Origin of the sequence: Methylibium sp. T29, assembly GCF_000576205.1 — a bacterium.
Lineage (GTDB): Bacteria > Pseudomonadota > Gammaproteobacteria > Burkholderiales > Burkholderiaceae_C > Methylibium > Methylibium petroleiphilum.
In genome coordinates, this window is sequence record NZ_AZND01000015.1 from 1 (window position 1) to 18,471 (window position 18,471).

26 protein-coding genes are annotated in these 18,471 nt (G+C 67.0%); 17 read left to right on the top strand and 9 right to left on the bottom strand.

Going from position 1 to position 18,471, the window contains the following annotated elements:
* Nucleotides 1-123 precede the first annotated feature (123 nt).
* Entirely contained in the window at nucleotides 124-534 is a 411-nt protein-coding gene (locus x551_RS04005; RefSeq protein ID WP_051511833.1) for a molybdopterin-dependent oxidoreductase, read from the bottom strand.
* Between the two features lie 444 nt (nucleotides 535-978).
* Nucleotides 979-1,509, bottom strand: coding sequence for a hypothetical protein (locus tag x551_RS23280; RefSeq protein WP_031943563.1), 531 nt, complete (start codon nucleotides 1,507-1,509; stop codon nucleotides 979-981).
* A gap of 414 nt (nucleotides 1,510-1,923) precedes the next feature.
* Between x551_RS23280 and x551_RS04015 the strand changes: the two genes are divergently transcribed.
* From x551_RS04015 to x551_RS24965, 3 genes are read left to right on the top strand one after another with little or no spacing between them, the layout of a single operon-like run.
* Nucleotides 1,924-2,379 (top strand): hypothetical protein, encoded by a 456-nt coding sequence (locus tag x551_RS04015; RefSeq protein ID WP_031943564.1) that lies wholly within the window; start codon nucleotides 1,924-1,926, stop codon nucleotides 2,377-2,379.
* A gap of 14 nt (nucleotides 2,380-2,393) precedes the next feature.
* On the top strand, nucleotides 2,394-2,663 hold the full coding sequence (locus x551_RS04020) for a hypothetical protein (RefSeq protein ID WP_031943565.1): 270 nt from the start codon (nucleotides 2,394-2,396) through the stop codon (nucleotides 2,661-2,663).
* A gap of 15 nt (nucleotides 2,664-2,678) precedes the next feature.
* Entirely contained in the window at nucleotides 2,679-2,885 is a 207-nt protein-coding gene (locus x551_RS24965) for a hypothetical protein (RefSeq protein WP_031943566.1), read from the top strand.
* Nucleotides 2,886-3,504: 619 nt separating this feature from the next.
* Here x551_RS24965 and x551_RS04025 read toward each other — a convergent pair.
* From x551_RS04025 to x551_RS26875, 4 genes are all read right to left on the bottom strand, one after another.
* Nucleotides 3,505-3,750: a hypothetical protein gene (locus x551_RS04025; protein ID WP_036247640.1), complete on the bottom strand. Its 246-nt coding sequence runs from the start codon at nucleotides 3,748-3,750 to the stop codon at nucleotides 3,505-3,507.
* A gap of 141 nt (nucleotides 3,751-3,891) precedes the next feature.
* Nucleotides 3,892-4,275, bottom strand: a complete 384-nt coding sequence (locus x551_RS04030; protein WP_036247643.1) for an H-NS histone family protein — start codon at nucleotides 4,273-4,275, stop codon at nucleotides 3,892-3,894.
* A gap of 398 nt (nucleotides 4,276-4,673) precedes the next feature.
* On the bottom strand, nucleotides 4,674-5,174 hold the full coding sequence (locus x551_RS26870; protein ID WP_253950293.1) for a LysR substrate-binding domain-containing protein: 501 nt from the start codon (nucleotides 5,172-5,174) through the stop codon (nucleotides 4,674-4,676).
* Nucleotides 5,171-5,557 carry a LysR family transcriptional regulator gene (locus x551_RS26875; protein WP_253950294.1) on the bottom strand — a complete coding sequence of 129 codons (387 nt, stop codon included), beginning with the start codon at nucleotides 5,555-5,557 and terminating at the stop codon, nucleotides 5,171-5,173. The genes x551_RS26870 and x551_RS26875 overlap by 4 nt, the downstream gene beginning before the upstream one ends.
* A 193-nt stretch (nucleotides 5,558-5,750) precedes the next feature.
* Between x551_RS26875 and x551_RS24970 the strand changes: the two genes are divergently transcribed.
* The 4 genes from x551_RS24970 (at nucleotide 5,751) to x551_RS04050 (ending at nucleotide 9,362) form a co-directional block, all read left to right on the top strand.
* Nucleotides 5,751-6,017 (top strand): hypothetical protein, encoded by a 267-nt coding sequence (locus x551_RS24970; protein WP_031943569.1) that lies wholly within the window; start codon nucleotides 5,751-5,753, stop codon nucleotides 6,015-6,017.
* Nucleotides 6,018-6,079: 62 nt separating this feature from the next.
* Nucleotides 6,080-7,147: a YeiH family protein gene (locus x551_RS04040; protein WP_036231469.1), complete on the top strand. Its 1,068-nt coding sequence runs from the start codon at nucleotides 6,080-6,082 to the stop codon at nucleotides 7,145-7,147.
* A gap of 99 nt (nucleotides 7,148-7,246) precedes the next feature.
* Nucleotides 7,247-8,290, top strand: a complete 1,044-nt coding sequence (locus tag x551_RS04045; RefSeq protein WP_031943571.1) for a beta-propeller fold lactonase family protein — start codon at nucleotides 7,247-7,249, stop codon at nucleotides 8,288-8,290.
* Nucleotides 8,291-8,444: 154 nt separating this feature from the next.
* Complete coding sequence (locus tag x551_RS04050; RefSeq protein ID WP_036231467.1) at nucleotides 8,445-9,362, top strand: MBL fold metallo-hydrolase; 918 nt, start codon at nucleotides 8,445-8,447, stop codon at nucleotides 9,360-9,362.
* Here the strand turns inward: x551_RS04050 and x551_RS04055 are convergent.
* Nucleotides 9,344-9,793 (bottom strand): hypothetical protein, encoded by a 450-nt coding sequence (locus x551_RS04055; protein WP_031943573.1) that lies wholly within the window; start codon nucleotides 9,791-9,793, stop codon nucleotides 9,344-9,346. The two genes, x551_RS04050 and x551_RS04055, sit on opposite strands and share 19 nt — an antisense overlap.
* A gap of 180 nt (nucleotides 9,794-9,973) precedes the next feature.
* Here x551_RS04055 and x551_RS04060 point away from each other — a divergent pair, with 180 nt between their 5' ends.
* Both x551_RS04060 and x551_RS04065 read left to right on the top strand, forming a co-directional pair.
* On the top strand, nucleotides 9,974-10,438 hold the full coding sequence (locus x551_RS04060; RefSeq protein ID WP_004306473.1) for a nuclear transport factor 2 family protein: 465 nt from the start codon (nucleotides 9,974-9,976) through the stop codon (nucleotides 10,436-10,438).
* A gap of 183 nt (nucleotides 10,439-10,621) precedes the next feature.
* Nucleotides 10,622-10,903 (top strand): hypothetical protein, encoded by a 282-nt coding sequence (locus x551_RS04065; protein ID WP_031943574.1) that lies wholly within the window; start codon nucleotides 10,622-10,624, stop codon nucleotides 10,901-10,903.
* A gap of 55 nt (nucleotides 10,904-10,958) precedes the next feature.
* On the opposite strand, the gene istB is transcribed toward x551_RS04065, so the two are convergent.
* Entirely contained in the window at nucleotides 10,959-11,792 is an 834-nt protein-coding gene (gene istB, locus x551_RS04070; RefSeq protein ID WP_036231463.1) for an IS21-like element helper ATPase IstB, read from the bottom strand.
* Nucleotides 11,789-13,306 (bottom strand): IS21 family transposase, encoded by a 1,518-nt coding sequence (gene istA / locus x551_RS04075; RefSeq protein WP_051495651.1) that lies wholly within the window; start codon nucleotides 13,304-13,306, stop codon nucleotides 11,789-11,791. Before istA ends, istB begins: the two co-directional genes overlap by 4 nt.
* Before the next feature lie 54 nt (nucleotides 13,307-13,360).
* On the opposite strand from istA, the gene x551_RS04080 reads away from it, so the two are divergent.
* The 8 genes from x551_RS04080 to x551_RS04105 all read left to right on the top strand — a co-directional run bounded on the left by x551_RS04080 (nucleotide 13,361) and on the right by x551_RS04105 (nucleotide 18,414).
* On the top strand, nucleotides 13,361-14,404 hold the full coding sequence (locus x551_RS04080; protein ID WP_179943630.1) for a hypothetical protein: 1,044 nt from the start codon (nucleotides 13,361-13,363) through the stop codon (nucleotides 14,402-14,404).
* 259 nt (nucleotides 14,405-14,663) lie between these two features.
* The gene (locus tag x551_RS04085) at nucleotides 14,664-14,990 is read left to right on the top strand and encodes a hypothetical protein (RefSeq protein ID WP_051495650.1); all 327 of its coding nucleotides are present in this window, start codon (nucleotides 14,664-14,666) and stop codon (nucleotides 14,988-14,990) included.
* Nucleotides 14,991-15,051: 61 nt separating this feature from the next.
* Complete coding sequence (locus tag x551_RS04090) at nucleotides 15,052-15,555, top strand: sigma-70 family RNA polymerase sigma factor (protein ID WP_031943581.1); 504 nt, start codon at nucleotides 15,052-15,054, stop codon at nucleotides 15,553-15,555.
* Between the two features lie 19 nt (nucleotides 15,556-15,574).
* The gene (locus x551_RS04095; protein WP_004306465.1) at nucleotides 15,575-16,501 is read left to right on the top strand and encodes an anti-sigma factor; all 927 of its coding nucleotides are present in this window, start codon (nucleotides 15,575-15,577) and stop codon (nucleotides 16,499-16,501) included.
* Between the two features lie 170 nt (nucleotides 16,502-16,671).
* Nucleotides 16,672-17,121 (top strand): twin-arginine translocation signal domain-containing protein, encoded by a 450-nt coding sequence (locus tag x551_RS26880; RefSeq protein ID WP_231497587.1) that lies wholly within the window; start codon nucleotides 16,672-16,674, stop codon nucleotides 17,119-17,121.
* On the top strand, nucleotides 17,118-17,933 hold the full coding sequence (locus x551_RS26885; RefSeq protein ID WP_253950296.1) for a beta-propeller fold lactonase family protein: 816 nt from the start codon (nucleotides 17,118-17,120) through the stop codon (nucleotides 17,931-17,933). Before x551_RS26880 ends, x551_RS26885 begins: the two co-directional genes overlap by 4 nt.
* Nucleotides 17,900-18,055, top strand: a complete 156-nt coding sequence (locus tag x551_RS26890) for a hypothetical protein (protein WP_253950295.1) — start codon at nucleotides 17,900-17,902, stop codon at nucleotides 18,053-18,055. Before x551_RS26885 ends, x551_RS26890 begins: the two co-directional genes overlap by 34 nt.
* The gene (locus tag x551_RS04105) at nucleotides 18,052-18,414 is read left to right on the top strand and encodes a DUF305 domain-containing protein (RefSeq protein WP_004306461.1); all 363 of its coding nucleotides are present in this window, start codon (nucleotides 18,052-18,054) and stop codon (nucleotides 18,412-18,414) included. The genes x551_RS26890 and x551_RS04105 overlap by 4 nt, the downstream gene beginning before the upstream one ends.
* Nucleotides 18,415-18,471: the final 57 nt, after the last annotated feature.

Consider the following 18,471-nt stretch of genomic DNA (forward strand, 5'->3'; position numbering starts at 1 on the left):
CCACCAACACCAGCAATGGCCACCAGCCCATGCCTTTCGCGGACGGTCGGTCACCCGAACGCCGATCAAGCCGCCCGGGTTCGACAGAAGGCTGCGCCGCGTCCCGGCGCTCCGCCCCTTCACTCAACCGCCCGCTTCGATCCTGTCGACTTGCCAGATGAACCTCGATTCCGCTATGGGACCCTTCAGCGCGGCCGGATTCTGGTCGCGAGGGTAGATTGTCCACAACGGGCCCCAGCGCTTGTTGCTCAAGCGCTGACCGTCCTGACTGTGCGCCAGGATCACGCCATAGCGGACGAGGTCGTCCCAGGGGATCGGGGCCGAGTAGTCATCGAGGGTCTTGAGCACCAGCTTGCCGGACGTGACGCCGGCGGCTCGCATGACATCGAGCAGCAGGGGCCCGGCAAACACCGAGGTCGGCGTCCACGGTGTACCTGTCGTAATGCTGGTCGTACCCAGCTTCAGAAATTCGGCTTCGGTGAAGTCGAAGGTGTCCGTTGTGTCGTTGTTGATCCGACCGATGCGGCCACTCACCGTGAGGAGTACTTTGGGTTGAGGTACCGATGCCATGCTCGGAAGGGCGGCAAGGGCCATCGAACCGAGCAGCGCTCTACGTTTCATTTATTTCCCTGGGGTATGGCGAGTTGAGATCAACCCGTTCTACCCCCTGCAGGGGTCGATTCCGCCGGGCGGCGTAACACTTTGCGCGCCCGGCCGTGCCCTGCTTCGACGACAAAACGGCCTGCGGCCCGCTCAGGCTATGAATTCACAGAGTGAGCGGTGAATGCGGGCCTCACATCTTTACGCAAAATATCGTCGGGCACGGCGATCAAGAGAGGGGCCTGTACCGCTCGAACCCGATCCAGTCGCTCACCGGCATGTCCCGGTCAAACGCCGCCAACGCGCATCCGGCCGAGGTATGGCCCCGTCTCACGCGCCGTCCCCGTAGCTGCGCAGAATGCGATCGCAGTCGATCACCTACTTGCGCTTTGCGCTGCGCCGCGGCTTGACTGGCGGACGCACCACACCGTGGCGCCGATCGCGCCAGTCCGCCATCGCACCCGAGTAGCTGGTCTCAGCAGCAGCAAAGGTGTGTGGCCCTTCAATCTTCGTTGCCTCGATTGCCGCGAGCCCCTCCTCGGAATACGGCCAGAACGGCCCATCTGCTCCCTGCACGAAGAAGTCACCCTGCTTGGCATCGCACCATTCGCAGTGGTTCATCCAGTAGGTTTGGTCCGCTGTCCTACTGAAGTCCTCGCGCCATTTGCCGTTGGTGACCTGAGCCACGACTGACCTCAGCGACGCCGGCATGTCGACAACTTCCTTCAACAACGATCCCTCGTCATCCATGGCTTCGTCCTGATCGCCGACGAGTTCAAAAGGCGGGAGCACCATGAACGCAAACAAGCGAGTGGATCTCTTGCAGGCGTAGCACTCACCCCTTCCCACAAGCAAGTAGACCGATCCGCAGATCAATGCACCGGAGTCTGCAAAGTCTTCGCTGTTCATGGTTTTGATCAAGGGTATTGGATTGCCCGGAGGGCTTGCGTTCCATTCTGACAGGCAGAAATCGCATTTCCTGCGCTGCCGCAACGTTGAAGTGCGCCGCAGAGCGGCGGGAGATCGCTCAGCTGGGAAGCTTCGCGCGTGTCGTTGATGGGGTGGTGAGCCGGCCTGTGCGTTCGGTGGCTCGGGGTGGCTGATCTGCCTGTCGGTTCGCCTCTTTCCGACGCATAGCGGCATCCAGTCACGACCCAAGGGTGAAGGCTGCGCCCACGGTCCTCACCCGGTCTCTGCACTTCGCTTTGCTGCGCTTCGAGCTGCGGCTTGTGGTCGTGCCCTTGTGTCCTGCCTGGCTTCCGCTGTTCATGCGTCGAGGCGAAACCGACGGGCAGATTTCAACCACCACACGAGGCCACCAGCATGAACGCACAGTCCAACCACCCCATCAACGACACCACCGATCCGCTGTTCCTCGGCCCCGAGGCTGGCCAACAGGCAGGGGGTGAGAGCCACAGGCGGAGCGAACTGGATGCCAACGGTTCGGAGCTGCATCGCTACTTCTCACTCGCGCGTGCTGCCCTGATTTCTGTGAGGTCGAACGGCGTGACTCTCTGCCGTCAGGTCAATGACGAGTGGAAAGTGCTGTCGCGCAAGAAGGGCGACGTGCCGCTCGCGCAGTGGATGGTCAACAAGCAGGCCGCGCTCAGCAACCTGGCCCGCTGGCAACTCGACGTTGACGAGCTGCCCAGCATGCAGGACCTGATGGCATGGAGCGAAGACGGCATCTGTGAAACGCCGACAGGCCACCGTGTGGAGCCCGATGGCACCGGGCCTGATGGCGTGCCCTCCTGGCTTCGCGCACTGCGTTTGATCTGACCCACCTGGCCGCCATGAACACCGCAATGATGGACACACGCTGCGTGGCCGGCGACCGCCGGTTTGTCGTGGAGGCCGGCAACACCGATCCGGCGACCCAGCACCAACGCGAGCACGACGAGCTGATTGATCGCGAGCTTCACACATGCCGCACCTCCGCCAATCGGGCCGCGCGCGCCTTTTTGCAGCGAGGGCTTTGGGTCGAGGTCTACGACGACGAAACCAAGGAACTGCTGGCCGGACCTTTCGACCCTGACCAGGCCGCGCCCGCATACATCGTCTGACCGACCCGAGGCACCATGACCGACATCCTGTATCCAACGAAGACCCGGCGCTTCATGTCTGAGACGGCAGGTGTACGCAGGTATCACCGCGATCCGGTACGAGCGACGGCGGCGGCACGTGGTGGCGTCTTGTGGGTCGCGGTGAGCAAGGGCTGGAGCTGCAACCCGGACCGGGTGGCCAGCTTCATCGCCATCGTCAACAGACAAGGACGGGTGTCGTGATTGGGAGCGCGTTGTCTGGCCGCACCGCTCTCTTCTGGCTCCGCCCCGAGGGCGCGGGCCCATGCCCCGCAGCTGGAGGCGCTGGGCCTTTGGGCAAGACGGCAAGCACGCCGGTCTCGCAGACGGAAGCGCAGCGTTTGCTCTTGTCTGGCATTGCATCAACACCAACAAAGACGGCTGCTCGGCAAGCGAAGCGCGTCAGGCCGTAGGCGGTGGTCGGGGAGCGGTGGTCACAGGCACGCACCTCGCAGAGGCCATCCACAGGCTCGCCCTGTGGGTGGGTGGCTTGTCCACGGTGGGCGCGATATGCACGCTGCGACAGCATTCAAGGGAGAAGCACGGGTGAATTACCAAGACAAGCCGATTCCGGTCGCATCGCATCCGGACAACTGGAGCGCCTTCAATGATCGCGAGGTCTTGCCGTGGAAATGTCCCGGGCCGATGCTGCAGCAGTCTTGCAGCGGGCGCGAAGCCTTCGCGCGCGAGGACAGGCAACGATCCGCGTCGAGTCGGTCGGTCGCTACCGACTTTCGACCTTCAACACATTGATACTTCAGACGAGGCGGTGTTGATCTCAGGCACTGGCCTTCGACAAGCAACTGGCCTGCGACGTGTCGCGTCAGGTCAACTGAGTCTCGTGGGGCCGCTGGTTCAATGCCGCGAAGACGGGCGCAAGATCCGACACCATCGCGTTGTCGCTGCGTTCGTCGATTTCCATGTCGCAGATGCGGCCGTTGAGGCGATTGCCCAGCGCCGCGGCGAAGCCCGCTGCACGGTCCGGTGGCAACGCGGCCACCAGTTCGACCATGATGTCCCCGAGTACATCGAGGCGCATGGTGACTGCGCGAAGTTCGGCTGCCTTCATGGTGAGACCTTGACCGCTCGTTGCTGACTGCACGAATGGTCAGCGATGTCCTGCTCACAGGCCATCACCCGATACGGGCCCCCGCACGAACGGGTGAGAGGCACCCCCCAAAAGGTGGCACCCGTTGCCGCTGCGCCTGGCTCAGCTCTTTGCCAGCAGTTCCTCGGGTGTCTTGCCTGAAGCCAAAGCAGCCTTGAACCATGCCGGCCGCTTGCCCATGCCACCCCAGGTGTTGCCTTGGTCGTCCTTGAACTTCACAGTCTTCGCCGCTGGCTTTGGTCCGGCCTTCTTGCGCTGTTTGCTGGCCGGCTTGTCGCCGCCCGCTGCGGGCAACTTCGCATTCTTGCGGGCACCCGTTGCAAGACCAAGGTCGGCGGCCGTCAGGCCGTAGTGCGAGATCGCGTCCTTGATCTTGGCGACGACCTCTGCGATCTCCTTCTTGCGCAGTGCATCGGCCTGCGCCTGCAGCGCAGCAATCTGCGCGTTCAATGCAGCAAGGGTCGGTCCGCTCTTCTTGGTTGCCATGTGCCAGCTTTCAGGTTGGGGCGAATGCGTCGGAGGATAGGTCAGGTGCGACCCAGCGCTGCTCGCGCGACGATCGACACACTGCCATGGCCCCGCCGTTCTCGCGCGAGGCGGCGACATTTCGTGCTCGCAGCCGTGCCCTCCTCGGTGGGAGCAAACCCGGCCGCGGCGGCGTGAAGTAGCCTGCCGGGCAGCAGGCGCTCCTGGCTATCGGCAGCCGGCCACAAGCAGCCGTTGGGTGGTGCGTCCGGAAGCGGACGTCGATTACCCAGACCAGCTCATTGCATCAAAGCTTCGATCAATGGGCAGGTGGGCGGAGCGGGCGTCGGCGCCTAGCTGAAGGGTAATCGCGTGTCGCCGAGGGCTGAACCTTCGACATGCGAAGCGGGGCCGGGACGTTAGCGGGCAGCCCCAGCGGTCGCATCTGCCTGGGCGATGAACGCCAGCAACGCGGGCGTCGACTGCTTCTCACGATGCACAACCAGATGACATTGCCGAAGCTGCCGCGGCAATGTCGTGGAGACGCGGCACAGACGTCCAGCTTCCAGCGCATCGTTCACTACCCAGGCGGACAGGCAAGCCACCCCCAACCCTTCCTGAGCGGCACGCTGGATGGCTTCCGAACTGCCTAGCTCGATGCTGCGCCGGTAAGAACGCAGGTGGGGCAGCAAGCTCTGGTCGGTGGCCTCGCGCGTGCCAGAGCCCGTTTCGCGAACCAGCCAGACCGCCTCACGCAGCGTGCGCAGGGGAATGCGCTCGCCTGCCGTACTCGACCGGGCCAGCGCACTGTCGGGCGCAGCCACGACCACCATCTCGTCTTGCAGCCAGGGGGTGACCACCAGCTCCGGCTGGTGGCTGGGCCCCTCGATCAGCCCCACGTCGAGTTCGAAAGCGGTCACGGCATCGCAGATGGCGGCGGTGTTCCCGATAACGACCTTCGACCGCCAGGCGGCGGCGCTGCCGGGCTGCTGTGCCCCATGAAGCCAGCGAGCAGCTTGGGCAACACGTAGTTGCCAATCGTCGTGCTGGCGCCGATGCGCAGCGACTGCGCCTGCGCGCTGCCGTCGCGCGACATCTGCTCGATGCCTGCGGCGCCGTCGAGCAAAGCCAAAGCCCGCGGCAACAGCGCGCGGCCGTTGTCGTTCAACAGCAGGCGTTTGCCGGCGCGGTCGAACAGGCGCAGCGACAGCAGGCGTTCCAGCTCGTTGACGGCCGAACTGGTGGCCGATTGCGACAGCGCTATCTCAGCGCTGGCCGCCGTGGTGCTGCCGCTGCGCGCCACGGCGACAAAAATCTGCAGCTGACGCAGGGTGAGTCGAAGCACGTCCACGGTGATTGCCTTTGTTATCGATTTCGCAGGTACATCTTAGTCATACAACCCGTTGGACGGGTTGATTGCCAAGCTCTAAATTTGCCTGGCCGCTCGATCACGGGGCGGCGGCCCGCCGCGCCACCACCGGCATCTGGAGCCCGACATGCTGACCCTTGAACGAACAACCCCACGCCCCGCAGCACCCGGCCCGCTGGCCCCACAGGCGCTGCATGCCCTTCAATGGGTTGCTGCCCGGCGGCCAGTGGCGGGCTTCATGGGGCCGACCCGCGACGTGGCCCATGCCGTCTCGACCACCTTGGCCGCCGACAGCAGCATCGACCCGCAGGTGCTGCGCTGGATGCCGGTCGCAGTGCCGATGGCGGCCGTGCTGCTGTGCGCCGGCATCGCCTTGATCTGGGTGCTGGCGTGATGCACGCGCTGTCGACCTCACAAGCCAGCCCTGGCCCGTCAGCCGGCCACCGGGCAGCGCGGTTGCGCTTGCAGTTGGCAGCCCTGCTGCCCGGCCTGGCCTTGAGCGGCGCCCTGGCCGCGACCGGCATCGCGCTGGGCCACATCGGCTGGCTGCAGCACCACGGCTTCAGTGCGCTGACGCTGGCCATCGTGTTGGGCATGCTGGTGGGCAACACGGTCTATCCGCTGGTGCCGCGCCTGGCCGCGGCCAGCGGTGCCGGCGTCAACGTGTCCAAGCAGAACCTGCTGCGCCTGGGGGTCGTGCTGTACGGCCTGCGGCTGACGGTGCAGGACATCGGCCACGTCGGCATCGCCGGCGTCGCCATCGACGCGCTGGTGCTGGGCTCGACCTTCGCGCTGGCCTGCTTCATCGGCACGCGCTGGTTGGGCCTGGACCGCAAGACGGCGATGCTGATCGGCGCCGGCAGTTCCATCTGCGGCGCCGCCGCGGTGATGGCTGCCGAACCGGTGGTCAAGGCGCGCGCCGAGCAGGTAACGGTGGCGGTGGCCACGGTGGTGGTGTTCGGCACTCTGGCGATCTTTCTGTACCCGGCGCTGTTCGAGCTGAACCAGCACTGGGCGCTGATTCCGGGTGGCGCCAACGGCTTCGGCATCTACGCCGGCTCGACCATCCACGAGGTAGCCCAGGTGGTGGCCGCGGCGCGTTCGGTGGGCCCGGACGCGGCCAACTCGGCCGTCATCGCGAAGATGGTGCGGGTGATGATGCTGGCGCCGTTCCTGGTGATGTTGTCGGCCTGGCTGGCACGTGACGACAAACGCCACGCCCACACTTCCGCCGCCACGGGCCAGGCCCCAGGCAAGCTCGCCGTGCCCTGGTTCGCCTTCGGCTTCGTCGCGGTGGTGTTGTTCAACTCGCTGCAGTGGCTGCCGGCCTCGGTGGTGGCGGTGACCACCGAGATCGACACCGCGCTGCTGGCCATGGCCATGGCCGCACTCGGCCTGTCCACGCACATCGGCGCCATCCGCAAGGCCGGTGCCAAGCCGCTGTTGCTGGCGCTGATCCTGTTCGGCTGGCTCATCGTCGGCGGTGCCTTGATCAACCGCTGGGTACCGGCCCTGCTCGGCTGAAGCCTCGAATTCACGGCCCGACGGAATAAACCACGGGCTCTCCTCGTCCACCACAGCAAGCCTTTCCCTCTTTTCTCAACACTCTCCGAAAGACATCCCATGAATACCTTCTTCCGCACCACCGCGCTGGCCTGGTGCAGCACCTTCGTCCTCGTCGCCGCCAGCGTGCCCGCCAACGCCGCCAACGGCGCCGAAGCCACCCCGGCCCGCGTCACCTTCGACGGCCAGATCCGCAACAACTCGCTGGCGCTGAGCCCCGACGAGGCCACCGCCGTGGTGTCTTACAGCGAGCGCCCGGACGTCATCGTCTACGACCTGGCCACCGGTGCCGTGCGCGGTGTGCTGCGCGGCTACGTCACGCCGCGCAACATCGTGTTCGCGCCCGACGGCAAGAGCTTCTATGTCTCCGACAGCAGCCTGGGCACGGTGACGCGCCTGGACACCACCACGCTCAAGCCGCTGGCCACCGCGTCGACGCTGGCGGCCGGCCCCGGCGCCTTCGGCACCGCGCTCAGCAAGGACGGCAGCGCGCTGTATGTCAACAACCAGGCCAGCAGCACGGTGACGCGACTGGACACCGCCAGCGGGCAGGCCAAGGCGGTGATCACCGGCTTTGCGCAGCCGCGCCAGGGCGTGCGCCTGAGCCCGGACGGCGCGAAGCTCTACGTCACCAACTTCCTGGGCGACAAGGTGACCATCGTCGACACGCAGACCGACAAGATCGAGGGCGAGATCACCGGCTTCAACAAGATCCGCGCCATCTCCGTCACCGCCGACGGCAAGACCCTGTTTGCGGCCAACAGCGGCAGCAACGACATCGCGGTGGTGGACATCGCCGCGCGCCGCGTCACCGGCACCGTGCCGGTGGGCCGCGACCCCTACGGCGCCGCGCTCACGCCCGACGGCCGCTTCGTCTACTCGGGCAACTTGGCCGACAACACGGTGTCGGTGATCGACGTGGCCACGTTGAAGGTGGTCGCCACCATCGCCGGCTTCAAGCAGCCGCGCCAGGCCATCGTGTTCACGCGCGACGGCAAGACGGCCTACGTGCTGAACGAGGACCTGAGCATCTCCAAGGTCGAGCGTGCCGGGCAGCGAATCGTCGCCACGGTGGCCGCTGCGCAGGCGGTGGCGGCGTACTGAAAACCGGGAACTGTCAGAGAACCGGCGCACCGCACGACCGAGCCGGGGGCTTGCCGCTTCCGGTTCGCCCCGTTGTCGCCCCGCCCGCACAAAGGATCGAATGAAAACTCTGGCCAACCCCTGCCGGCGCCGCTTGGCGGCACTTTGTCTGGCCATGTGCACGCTGCCCGCCGCGTTCGCAGCTCAGGCCCAGACGGCCGCCCCGCCGGCGCTGGAACTCGTGGTGCTGGGCTCGGGCGGCCCGGGTGCCACCGGCCGCGCGGGCTCGGCCTTCGTGGTGTTGGTGGATGGCGTGGCGCGTGTTTTCGTCGACGCCGGCCCGGGATCTTTCGTGCTCCTGGGTGAAGCCAAGCTGGCGCTGGGTCGGGCCGACATCGTGCTGCTGACGCACCTTCATGTGGACCATGCCGGTGGACTGCCAGGCCTCTTCAAGGCCCGTGCGGTGTCCAACCGCGGGCCGGTCGATTTCAAGATCTTCGGGCCGGCAGGGCGGCGTGCGCTCGATGCCGACGATGCCGACTTCCCGGCCACCAGCCGCTTCATCGACCTCTTGTTCGGCAAGCAGGGCGCCTTCGGCTACCTGAAGGACTTCTCAACGCCGCTGCGCTTTCAAGTGAACGACATCGACGCACCCGCCACGGCGTCAGCCCTGCCCGAAGTGCGCACGGTGTTCGATGAGGGCGGCCTGCGCATCAGCTCCGTGGCCGGCCACCACCGCGACGCACCGGCGGTGGTCTACCGCATCGACCACGCCGGCAAGAGCATCACCTTCAGCGGCGACATCGACGCCAGCGGGCTGGCGGGTCTGCGGCGAATCGCCCAAGGCACCAGCCTGCTGGTCTTCAACAGCGTGGTGCTCGACCCACCCGGCTCGCCCGACGTGCTGTACACCTTGCACACGCCACCCAAGGCCATCGGCGAAGTGGCCGATGCGGTGCGCGCCGGCCAGCTGCTGCTGAGCCACCTGTCACCTGCGCTCGACGCGCAGCGTGATGCCGTCAAGGCGTCGATTGCCGCGCACTACGCCGGCGGGGTGGTGTTTGCGCAAGACGGTCAGCGGCTGGCGCCCTGAGGCGCGCAGCCGCCGGCGATAGTGCCGGTACCGGCCCCCAGTTCGACGCCCGTGCCCACCGACCCCACGAAGGTGATCACGCGAGCCATGCCGTCGGGCCGCAGGAACACGGCGGCGTCGAACTTCATGCGCTGGCCGACCGATGGGCTGCCGCTCACGAAACCTTCGGTGCCGACACCGCGGTCCAGGCCCCGCAAGTAGAAGGCGCCCTCCGTGGTGCCGAGGGCGTCGGCAAAGGTGCCCGAGAAGCTGAAGGTGTCGCTGGCCGGGTCGTAGCCGGCGAACGCGCTCGCCACATCCACGTCGCCGTTCTGCGGACCGATGTACGTGGGCAGTAGGTTGCCAATGGGGTCGGTGATGCCTTGCGCCAGCGCACCGGTCGCGGCGGTGAACAAGCTGGCCAGCAGCAGGAAGGTCAGGGTTCGCTTCATCGGAGCAATTGGTGGAGCGTGTCGGGCGGGTCAACTGCCGATGGCGTGACAGAAAAAGTTTTTGCGTGGGCCGGAATAGACCGCCTGCCGGCGCCGTCTGCCCTTGTGTCGGGACCTCATGGACCCTTCATCCACCACCGACCACCCTCACTTCACATCAAGCCTTCAACGGAGCCCTCCATGTTCAAGACATTCGCCTTTGCCGCCACCGCCCTGACGCTTGCCGCTGGCAGCGCCTTCGCCGCCCCTTCCGACGACGCCCGCACGCACTTCCAGGCCATCGCTTCGGGCGACACCCAGATCGTGATGCGCGCCTACGCCGACCAGGCCCAGCTGAACTGGGTCGGCGGCCCGCTGGACGGCACCTACGCCACCACCGACGCCATCCGCGGCACCTGGGAAAAGTTCGGCAAGGCCGTCGGCCCGCTGAAGCTCACCATCGGCTCCATCGAAGAATCGGCCAACCCCAAGGGCTCGACGGTCTCCGCCAACGTCGTCTTCGAAGGCAAGATGCCCATCAAGGTGCGCTACGTGCTGACCTACCGCGAAGGCAAGATCGTCAGCGAAACGTGGCAGATCGACCCCAAGTTGAACGTCGCCCTGGCAGCCACGGCCGAAACCGCCGGCAAGACCGCGACCTACTGATCCACCAGCGCCGCGCCGAAGGCGGCCTTGTTCATGCCAGTGCACGCTGGCACGGCGCTGCCTGCAGGCGCATGCCGGCTCGGTTCACACGGCGTATCGACAACGCAATACCCGCAAGCGCCCGTGCGTCTACCCGTTTGCAGTGGTCGAGCCACTGCTCACCCATCCCCCCAGGAGTTCCCCATGCGACACCCGCTTTCCAAATTTTCGGCCGTGCTGATGCATGCTGCCCTCGCGGCCGCGGCAGGCCTTGCTTCACTGCCCGGCCACGCTGCAGACGGCGCTGAATCCCTGACGTATCCGAACATCATCAAGATACGGGACGGCATGGGCGCACGCGGCGACCTCGCACCGATCGCACGCATCGTCTCGCCGCTGGCGGATTCGCAGATCGTGCCGGGCGAAGGCCGCATTGGCGCAGGCAGCGTGAATGGCACCGGCTTCGTGTTGAACATCGAGTGTTGACGATCGCCCAGAACTGACCCGCCGCGATCATTCAATACTGACCCACCCCTGAAGGCTACCCGAGGGTGCCTTGGTCTGTGGATATCTCTGCGGTTTTGGGGTCTGGGTTCGATCCTTTCCTGCGTTGCGTCGTTGACCGGGTTCTGGTCGCGGCCGTAGTCGTGCTGCTGTGCTTGAAGCGCCAGGAGTCGTTGCCGCTCTCGACGATGTGGCAGTGGTGCGTCAGCCGGTCCAGCAGGGCCGTGGTCATCTTCGCGTCGCCGAAGACGCTCGCCCACTCCCCGAAGCTCAGGTTGGTCGTGATGACCACGCTGGTGTGCTCGTAGAGCTTGCTCAGCAGGTGGAACAGCAAGGCACCTCCAGCCTGGCTGAACGGCAGGTAGCCCAGCTCGTCGAGGACGAGCATGTCCACGTACATCAGCCGGTGCGCGATCTGCCCAGCCCGGCCCGCGGCCTTCTCGGCCTCCAGCGCGTTGACCAGCTCCACCGTCGAGTGGAAGCGCACCCGCTTGCCATGCCGCTGGATCGCCTCGATGCCGAGTGCCGTCGCCAGGTGCGTCTTGCCCGTGCCCGGCCCGCCGATGAGCACCACGTTGTGCGCCGCCTCGGTGAAGGCGGTGGTGTGCAGCTTGCGCACCAGCGCCTCGTCGACCGCGCTGGCGCCGAAGTCGAAGCCTGCCAGGTCGCGGTGCGCCGGGAACCGGGCTGCGCTCATCTGGTACGCGATGGAGCGCACGTTGCGCTCGGCCCCTTCGGCGTCGAGCAACTGCTCGACGAGCTGCTCGGGCTCCAGCGCCGCATGCCGGCAGCGCGCCACCAGCTCCGGCCAGTTCGAGGCCATGCCGTGCAGCTTGAGCGCCTTCAGGCGCGTGACGATCTCGGTGCTCATGGCTGGGCCTCCTGGGGGCTTGTCGGTGTACCTCGCAGCGCGTCGTAGCGCTGCACGTCGGCGCGGGGCTCCTCCCGCAAGGCAGGCGTCGGCTGCGTCAGCTCGCGCAGCGCCGGCGCCCCGTCCTGCAGCCGCGCTAGCACGTTGAGCACATGCTCGGCACTGGGCCGCCCGGCTTCCAGCGCGATCTCCGCGGCCACCAGCACGGCCTCCAGCCCGTGCACCGGCACGGCGGCCAGCACCTGCGCCATCACCCGGTCGCCGCCCGCATGGCGCAGCAGGTGGCGTTGCAGCGTCTGCAGCACCTCGGGCATGGCCTTGAAGGGCGCGCCGTTGCGCAGCGCCCCGGGCTTGGTCTGCACCAGCGCAATGTAGTGCTGCCAGTCGTAGAAGGTCAGTTCCCGCTCGAAGCTGCGCGCATGGCGCGCTACCGCCACGCCCTCGGCCACCAGCACCACGGCCTCGGGGTAGGCGCGCAGGCTGAGCACCTCGTTGACGTGGCGGGTCGGCACGCTGTAGCGGTTGCGCTGGAAGTGCACCAGCGCCGTCGCCGACACGCGCACGGGCTGCTCGACGTAGCCGTCGAAGGGCCTGGGGCACGGCATGAGCCGCGTGCGCTCGTCTTGCAGCACCTCGGCCACGCTCAGCGCGGACCACTCGGGGTGAGCCGTCTCCTCCCAGCACTGACGGCAGCGCTCGGCCAGCCAGGCGTTCAAGGTGGCCAGGTCGCTCCAGCGCCGCTCGCCGGCCTCGCGCCACACCTGGCGCCGTCGGTCCTGCACGTTCTTCTCGACCACGCCCTTCTCCCAGCCACTGCCCGGGTTGCAGAACTCGGGCTCGAACAGGTAGTGCGAGCACATGGCCTGGAAGCGCGCGTTGACCGAGCGCGCCTTGCCCACGCCCACACGGTCCACCGCCGTCTTCATGTTGTCGTAGATGCCTCGGCGCGGCACGCCACCCAGCGCCTCGAAGGCCCGCGCGTGCGCGTCGAACAGCATCTCGTGGCTCTGCGCAGGGTAGGCCGTCAACCAGAAGGCCCTCGAACTCGCCAGCTTGGTGTGCGCCACCTCGAGCCGCCGGCGCAGTCCGCCCACGAAGACGTACTCGCAGCTCCAGTCGAACTGGAAGGCGTCCCCCAGCTCGAAGCTCATCGGCACGAAGGCCGCACGCCGCGGCGCGCTGGCCTGCCGCTCACGCCAGCGCCGCACCCACACGACCACCCGCGGGTAGCTGCCCGCGTAGCCCAGCGCGCGGATCTGCTCGAACAGGGCCTTGGCCGTGCGCCGCTCGCGCACCGGGCGGTGCGCATCGGCACGCAGCGCCGCCTCCAGGTGCTCGGCCCACGGGTCGAGCGCGCTCGTCGCACGGCGCTCGGGGTACTTCGGCTCGGTCACGCCGTCCTCGCGCAACCACTGCCGCACGGTGTTCCTCGACAAGCCCGTGCGCCGCGCCACCTCGCGGATGGACAGGCCATCTCGCAGGTGCATCCTTCTGATCTTGGCCAACATCGCCACGCTGATCACTCCTGGCTCTCCCCGCTCGTCCATCGAGCAGGGCAGTGTGTTTGCGTGGGTCAGCTTTCGACGATCGCGATGCCCTCAGGTGGGTCAGTTTTCAGTGATCGTCAACACATCGAGGTCGTCACGCGCGACGCGACACCGATCGCCGCGAAAGAATCGCTCAACATCAGAAACACCGCGCTTCTCGGCCAGGTCAACCCGAACATTCCGGGCCTCTATGTCTTCCTCGACACCGACCTCGTCAAGCCCGACGGTGGCGTGATCCCGAAGAACACCAACCTGGCGAACCTCTTCAACATCCTGGGCACCGACGACACGCCCGGCGCGGGCGTGACGCTGTGGCTGGGCTGGCACGTGCTTGAATCGCTGCCGCTCGACACGAGCCGCTTCAACATCACCACCGCCGTGGTCGACACCGCCGGTCGCATCGGCTTCGACAGGGTCTCGATGGCGGTGCTGCGCGGCGGTATCACATCGGGGCAGGCACTGACGCCCCTTCCGATCGATGTGTTCGATGACGGCATCGACGACGCGGACGGACCGGAGGTGACGATGATCGCGCCCCGCGTGCCGTCGCGTGTGTCACCCGGGCCGCAAACCGGCAATCCGACGCCGCCTGCGAATGCATCGCTGTTCTTCATTCAAGTGGCGGCGCTGGACCGCTCGCGTCACGGCATCGGCGTCAGCGAAAACGGCCAAGGCACGGCGGCCCGCTCGGTGTTGGGAACCATCCTGGATGGCAGCCAGATCCAGAACCCGATCACGCATCCCAGCAACGGCACGAACCGCAATTTCCCGGGTCTGAACGTGACCTTCGACGTGCCCTTGCGTCAGCCCAACGGCAACGTGGTGCCGGCGGGCTCGAACCTGGCGCCGATCTTCAACGTTGCCGGCAGCGAGCTGGACGCTGACGGCTATGTCGTGACGACGGCCGATTGGGTGGTGGGGGGATCGCTCCTGATGCCTGCGGGCAAGCGTTCGGTCACGATCACCGCCCGGGTCACCGACAACGCCAACCGCACCCGCAGCGTCAGCCACGTCGTGGGCATCAGCCCGGTCGAGAACGGCCAAAACCTGACGCCCGCACCCTGAGAACGAGGCCGCGCGGCTCCGACCATGGAGCCGCGCTGGACGCACAGGGCAGCGGCAGCCTGCCACCCTGCACAACCAACACCCCATCTTTTTCACGCCTGCGGAATAAAAGGCCTGAGCGTGCCGTCTGCCCCGATGTGAGCAACATCTCACCCACGCTGCCCGATCCGCCACCACCTCCACGGAGCTTCCCATGTTCAAAACCCTCGCCATCGCCGCATCTGCGGCAACTTTTTTGGTCACTGCCGGCTGTGCCAACATGGTCGAGCCGCCTGCCAAGGCGCCCGCCATGTTGTCTGGCGGCGCGCTCGTCACACCCGCTGGCATGACCCTCTACACCTTCGACCAGGACGTGGCGAACAGCGGCAAGAGCGCCTGCAACGGCGGCTGCGCCGCGCTCTGGCCGCCGATGATGGCCACCGCCACCGACCGGACCACGGGTGCCTACAGCATCGTCACTCGCGACGATGGGTCACGCCAGTGGGCCTACAAGGGCAAGCCGGTGTACACCTACAAGGCCGACCAGAAGGCCGGCGACCGCAGCGGCGACAACTTCAAACAGGTCTGGCACATCATCAAGGAATGACGCCTGTACACCCGCCTGCACACCCAGCTTCGCGCGGGCTCACCCCATCTTCAACATCTTGATGAACGACGACCATCAACTGCTGAGCTGGGTGCCGCGCCTGCGCCGCTATTCCCGGGCGCTGGTGAACAACCGTGACGACGCCGACGACCTGGTGCAGGACACGCTGGAGCGGGCCTGGGCCAAGTCGGGCCTGTGGGGCGGCGTGGCGGACATGCGCGCCTGGCTCTTCAGCATCATGCACAACCTGCACGTCGATGGCGTGCGCCGGCCCAGGCTGCACACCGTGACCATGGACGATGACACCCCCGAGGTGCCGGTGATGCCGACGCAAGGCGACAGGTTGGCGGTGCTGGACCTGCAGGCCGCGCTGGACCTGCTGCCCGTCGAGCAGAAGGAAGTGCTGCTGCTGGTGGCGCTGGAAGACATGGCCTATGCCGACGTGGCGCAGGCCCTGGGCATTCCCATCGGCACGGTGATGTCGCGCTTGTCGCGCGGCCGTGAGCGCCTGCGCGGCCTGATGGAAGGTCGTGCCGAACCCGTGCGGCTGAAGGTCGTCAAATGAATGCATTGCGAAGCACCCTATGAGTACCGATCGCCCATCGCCGCCCACCCTCCCGCCCACCCCCCCGGTCACCGAGGCCGAGCTGCATGCGTTTGTCGATGGCCGTCTGCCCGCAGAGCGTGAGGCCGAGATCGCCGCCTACCTGGCCGCGCGCCCCGACGATGCGCAGCGCGTCGAGGCCTACCGTGCGCAGAAGCGCGAGCTGCACGCCCTGTTCGACCCCGTGCTGGACGAGCAGCCGCCGCAACGCCTGCTGAAGTCGGCGCGCCCGCGCGCCGTATCGCCGACGCCTTGGTACCTGCAGCGCTTGGCCGCCGGGCTGGCTATCGCCGTCATCAGCGGCGCCACGGGCTGGGGGCTGCGCGGCGTCGGACCTGGAACAGCCGGTGACGATGCCGCCCGCATGGCGGCTGTGCAACCGGCCCCAGGTGGTTTGACTTTGGTGTCTGCGGGTGGCTTCGCGCAGCGTGCCGCCGTCGCGCACGCGGTCTACAGCCCCGATGTGCGCCGGCCCGTGGAAGTGGACGCCGCGCACGAAGACCAGCTCGTGGCCTGGCTGTCCAAGCGCATGGGCGCGCCGATGAAACCGCCGCACCTGCAGGCGCAGGGCTACACGCTGGAAGGTGGGCGCCTGCTGCCAGGTGGCCAGGGGCCGGTGGCTCAGTTCATGTACCGCAACCAGCAGGGCAGCAAGCTGACGCTGTACGTGTCCAATGACGTGGCCGACGTCGGCAGCGCCGCGGGCTCGGGCGGGGCCGCGAAACCGGATGCGAAACCGGGTGCGAAGAACGCTGACACCGCCTTCCGCTTCGCGCAGGAAGGCGCCGTCAACGTGTTCTATTGGGTCGACGGGCCCTTCGGCTATGCGCTGTCGTCCGACGCCGACCGCAGCGTGCTGGCGCGGGTGTCGGCCGAGGTCTACCAACAGCTGGGCGCACCGCGCTGAAGGCCACGGCAAGTCCCGCAGCGCAGGCGGTTTGCACCGCCATGGAATGAATTGGCCTGAAGCGCGCTCTTTGCTGCGAGCGCCTGACGCACCGACACAGCCCTTCGTTGGGTGCAAGGTCGCGCGTCACAGGCCCCAGTCCACCTTTGCACTGAACAAAGAAAGCACCCATGACCACCCAACGTCGCGACATCCTCAAATACTCGCTGGCCGCCGCAGCCGCCAGCGCGCTGCCCGCAGCGCAAGCCCAGGCGCCGTCCAGCGCCGCCGCCGCCACCGGCATCGACCCGCGCGACCGCGTCTTCATCACCAACGAAGACTCCAACACGCTGGTCGTGATCGACCCCAGGACCAACACCGTCGAGAGCACCATCAACCTGACCAGCTTCGACGAAGACCCGCGGCCGCCCTTCCGCTATGTCACCGCCGGCGTGGCGCCGACGCACGCGGCGATGATCCACAAGCCGCTGTACCACGCTGCATCGACGCCCACGGCGCGGTGCCGTCGCCCGACGGCCGGCTGCTGGCCACCAGCGGGCGCGGCTCGAGCAACATCTACCTCGTCGACGCCGAGCAGCGCCGCGTCATCGGCAACACGCCCAACCCGGCCGCTGGCATGACGACCAACCCCGAACGCCTGAGCAGCGGGCTGCTGCTGGGCCGCGAACCGCACGAGCCCACCTTCACGCGCAACGGCAAGGAGCTTTGGGTGACGCTGCGCGGGGAAGACCGCATCGCCATCGTCAACGTCGAACTCGCCCTGCGTCAGTTGAAGGGCACCGACAACACAGGTTCGACGGCCATCCGCCAGTTCCTGCCGACGATCAACGGCCCGGCCCAGGTATGGTTCAACCGCGAAGGCACGCTGGCCTTCGTGGCCAGCCAGAAGGTGTCGCAGGTCGACGTGTTCCGTGTCAACCCGGGCGCCGATGGCCACAGCCAGCCGCAGCGCGTGACGACACTGGACATCAGTGCGCAGGACAAGCCCGGCTTCACGCCCTTCATGAAGACCACGCCCGACGGCGCCGAGGTGTGGTTCTCGCACAAGCTGGCCGATGCGCTGTCTTCTCGCTCGACGCGGGGCGGTTTCGACCTCATTGACAGCGTGCCGCTGGGCATGGGCGCGCGGCCCAACCACGTCGAGTTCGTCAGCAACGCGCGCGGCAGCGTGGTCTATGCCAGCCTGGCGCGCATCGACGACGGGGCCCCGGCGGCGTCGCCTCCAGCCCCATCGCCATCATCGACCGCAGCGCAGCCAGCGGCCAGCGCAAGGTGGTCGGCACCTTCTTCAGCCACGGCCGCGAATCGCACGGGCTGTGGACCAACCCCGAGAACACGCTGCTCTACGTGGCGCACGAGCAGGACGAACTGCCCGGCACGCCCAACGCCGGCCAGACGGTGTGCAGCGCCTTCGACGTCAGCGACCCGCTGAAGCCGGTCTTCATCGCGCAGATTCCGCTGGGCAACCTGACCCTGCCTTCCGGAGCGCTGCGCAACAAGAAGAGCATCAACCTGGTCTACGTGCGCGTGGGTGCCAAGGGGCAGACTGCATGAAGGGCATGAAGGGCATGAGGGGCGGACACGCCCAACATGGAGTCAGTGCCTTCGAGCGCGAGATGGACGCTTCGATGGCCCGCATGATGCAAGACATGCACGGCCCGGGCTTCGTGGGCCAGGCCGACATCGACTTCCTGGCGATGATGATTCCGCACCACGCCGGCGCCGTCGACATGGCGCGGCTGGTGCTGCAGCACGGCCGCGACCCGGCCACGCGGCAACTGGCGGAGGAGATCATCGCCGGCCAGACCATCGAGATCGAGAGCATGACGCGGCGGCTGGCGGCCTTGCAGCAGCGCTCTAGCGCGGGTTCGGCAGCCGAATTTCCATCGCTGGGTGGCACGCGCGGGCCGTGATGCCCAGCCTGAGGGTAAGCACTGACGATGGCGATGGAATGAACCGCAGCGCTGTCC

Bases quoted from the DNA above. Each gene is read 5' to 3' on its own strand.
- x551_RS23280 (WP_031943563.1), bottom strand. From the start codon at position 1,509: ATGAACAGCGAAGACTTTGCAGACTCCGGTGCATTGATCTGCGGATCG.
- x551_RS04015 (WP_031943564.1), top strand. From the start codon at position 1,924: ATGAACGCACAGTCCAACCACCCCATCAACGACACCACCGATCCGCTG.
- x551_RS04020 (WP_031943565.1), top strand. From the start codon at position 2,394: ATGAACACCGCAATGATGGACACACGCTGCGTGGCCGGCGACCGCCGG.
- x551_RS24965 (WP_031943566.1), top strand. From the start codon at position 2,679: ATGACCGACATCCTGTATCCAACGAAGACCCGGCGCTTCATGTCTGAG.
- x551_RS04025 (WP_036247640.1), bottom strand. From the start codon at position 3,750: ATGAAGGCAGCCGAACTTCGCGCAGTCACCATGCGCCTCGATGTACTC.
- x551_RS04030 (WP_036247643.1), bottom strand. From the start codon at position 4,275: ATGGCAACCAAGAAGAGCGGACCGACCCTTGCTGCATTGAACGCGCAG.
- x551_RS24970 (WP_031943569.1), top strand. From the start codon at position 5,751: ATGCTGACCCTTGAACGAACAACCCCACGCCCCGCAGCACCCGGCCCG.
- x551_RS04045 (WP_031943571.1), top strand. From the start codon at position 7,247: ATGAATACCTTCTTCCGCACCACCGCGCTGGCCTGGTGCAGCACCTTC.
- x551_RS04050 (WP_036231467.1), top strand. From the start codon at position 8,445: ATGTGCACGCTGCCCGCCGCGTTCGCAGCTCAGGCCCAGACGGCCGCC.
- x551_RS04055 (WP_031943573.1), bottom strand. From the start codon at position 9,793: ATGAAGCGAACCCTGACCTTCCTGCTGCTGGCCAGCTTGTTCACCGCC.
- x551_RS04060 (WP_004306473.1), top strand. From the start codon at position 9,974: ATGTTCAAGACATTCGCCTTTGCCGCCACCGCCCTGACGCTTGCCGCT.
- x551_RS04065 (WP_031943574.1), top strand. From the start codon at position 10,622: ATGCGACACCCGCTTTCCAAATTTTCGGCCGTGCTGATGCATGCTGCC.
- istB (WP_036231463.1), bottom strand. From the start codon at position 11,792: ATGAGCACCGAGATCGTCACGCGCCTGAAGGCGCTCAAGCTGCACGGC.
- x551_RS04085 (WP_051495650.1), top strand. From the start codon at position 14,664: ATGGTCGAGCCGCCTGCCAAGGCGCCCGCCATGTTGTCTGGCGGCGCG.
- x551_RS04090 (WP_031943581.1), top strand. From the start codon at position 15,052: ATGAACGACGACCATCAACTGCTGAGCTGGGTGCCGCGCCTGCGCCGC.
- x551_RS04095 (WP_004306465.1), top strand. From the start codon at position 15,575: ATGAGTACCGATCGCCCATCGCCGCCCACCCTCCCGCCCACCCCCCCG.
- x551_RS26880 (WP_231497587.1), top strand. From the start codon at position 16,672: ATGACCACCCAACGTCGCGACATCCTCAAATACTCGCTGGCCGCCGCA.
- x551_RS26885 (WP_253950296.1), top strand. From the start codon at position 17,118: ATGACGACCAACCCCGAACGCCTGAGCAGCGGGCTGCTGCTGGGCCGC.
- x551_RS04105 (WP_004306461.1), top strand. From the start codon at position 18,052: ATGAAGGGCATGAAGGGCATGAGGGGCGGACACGCCCAACATGGAGTC.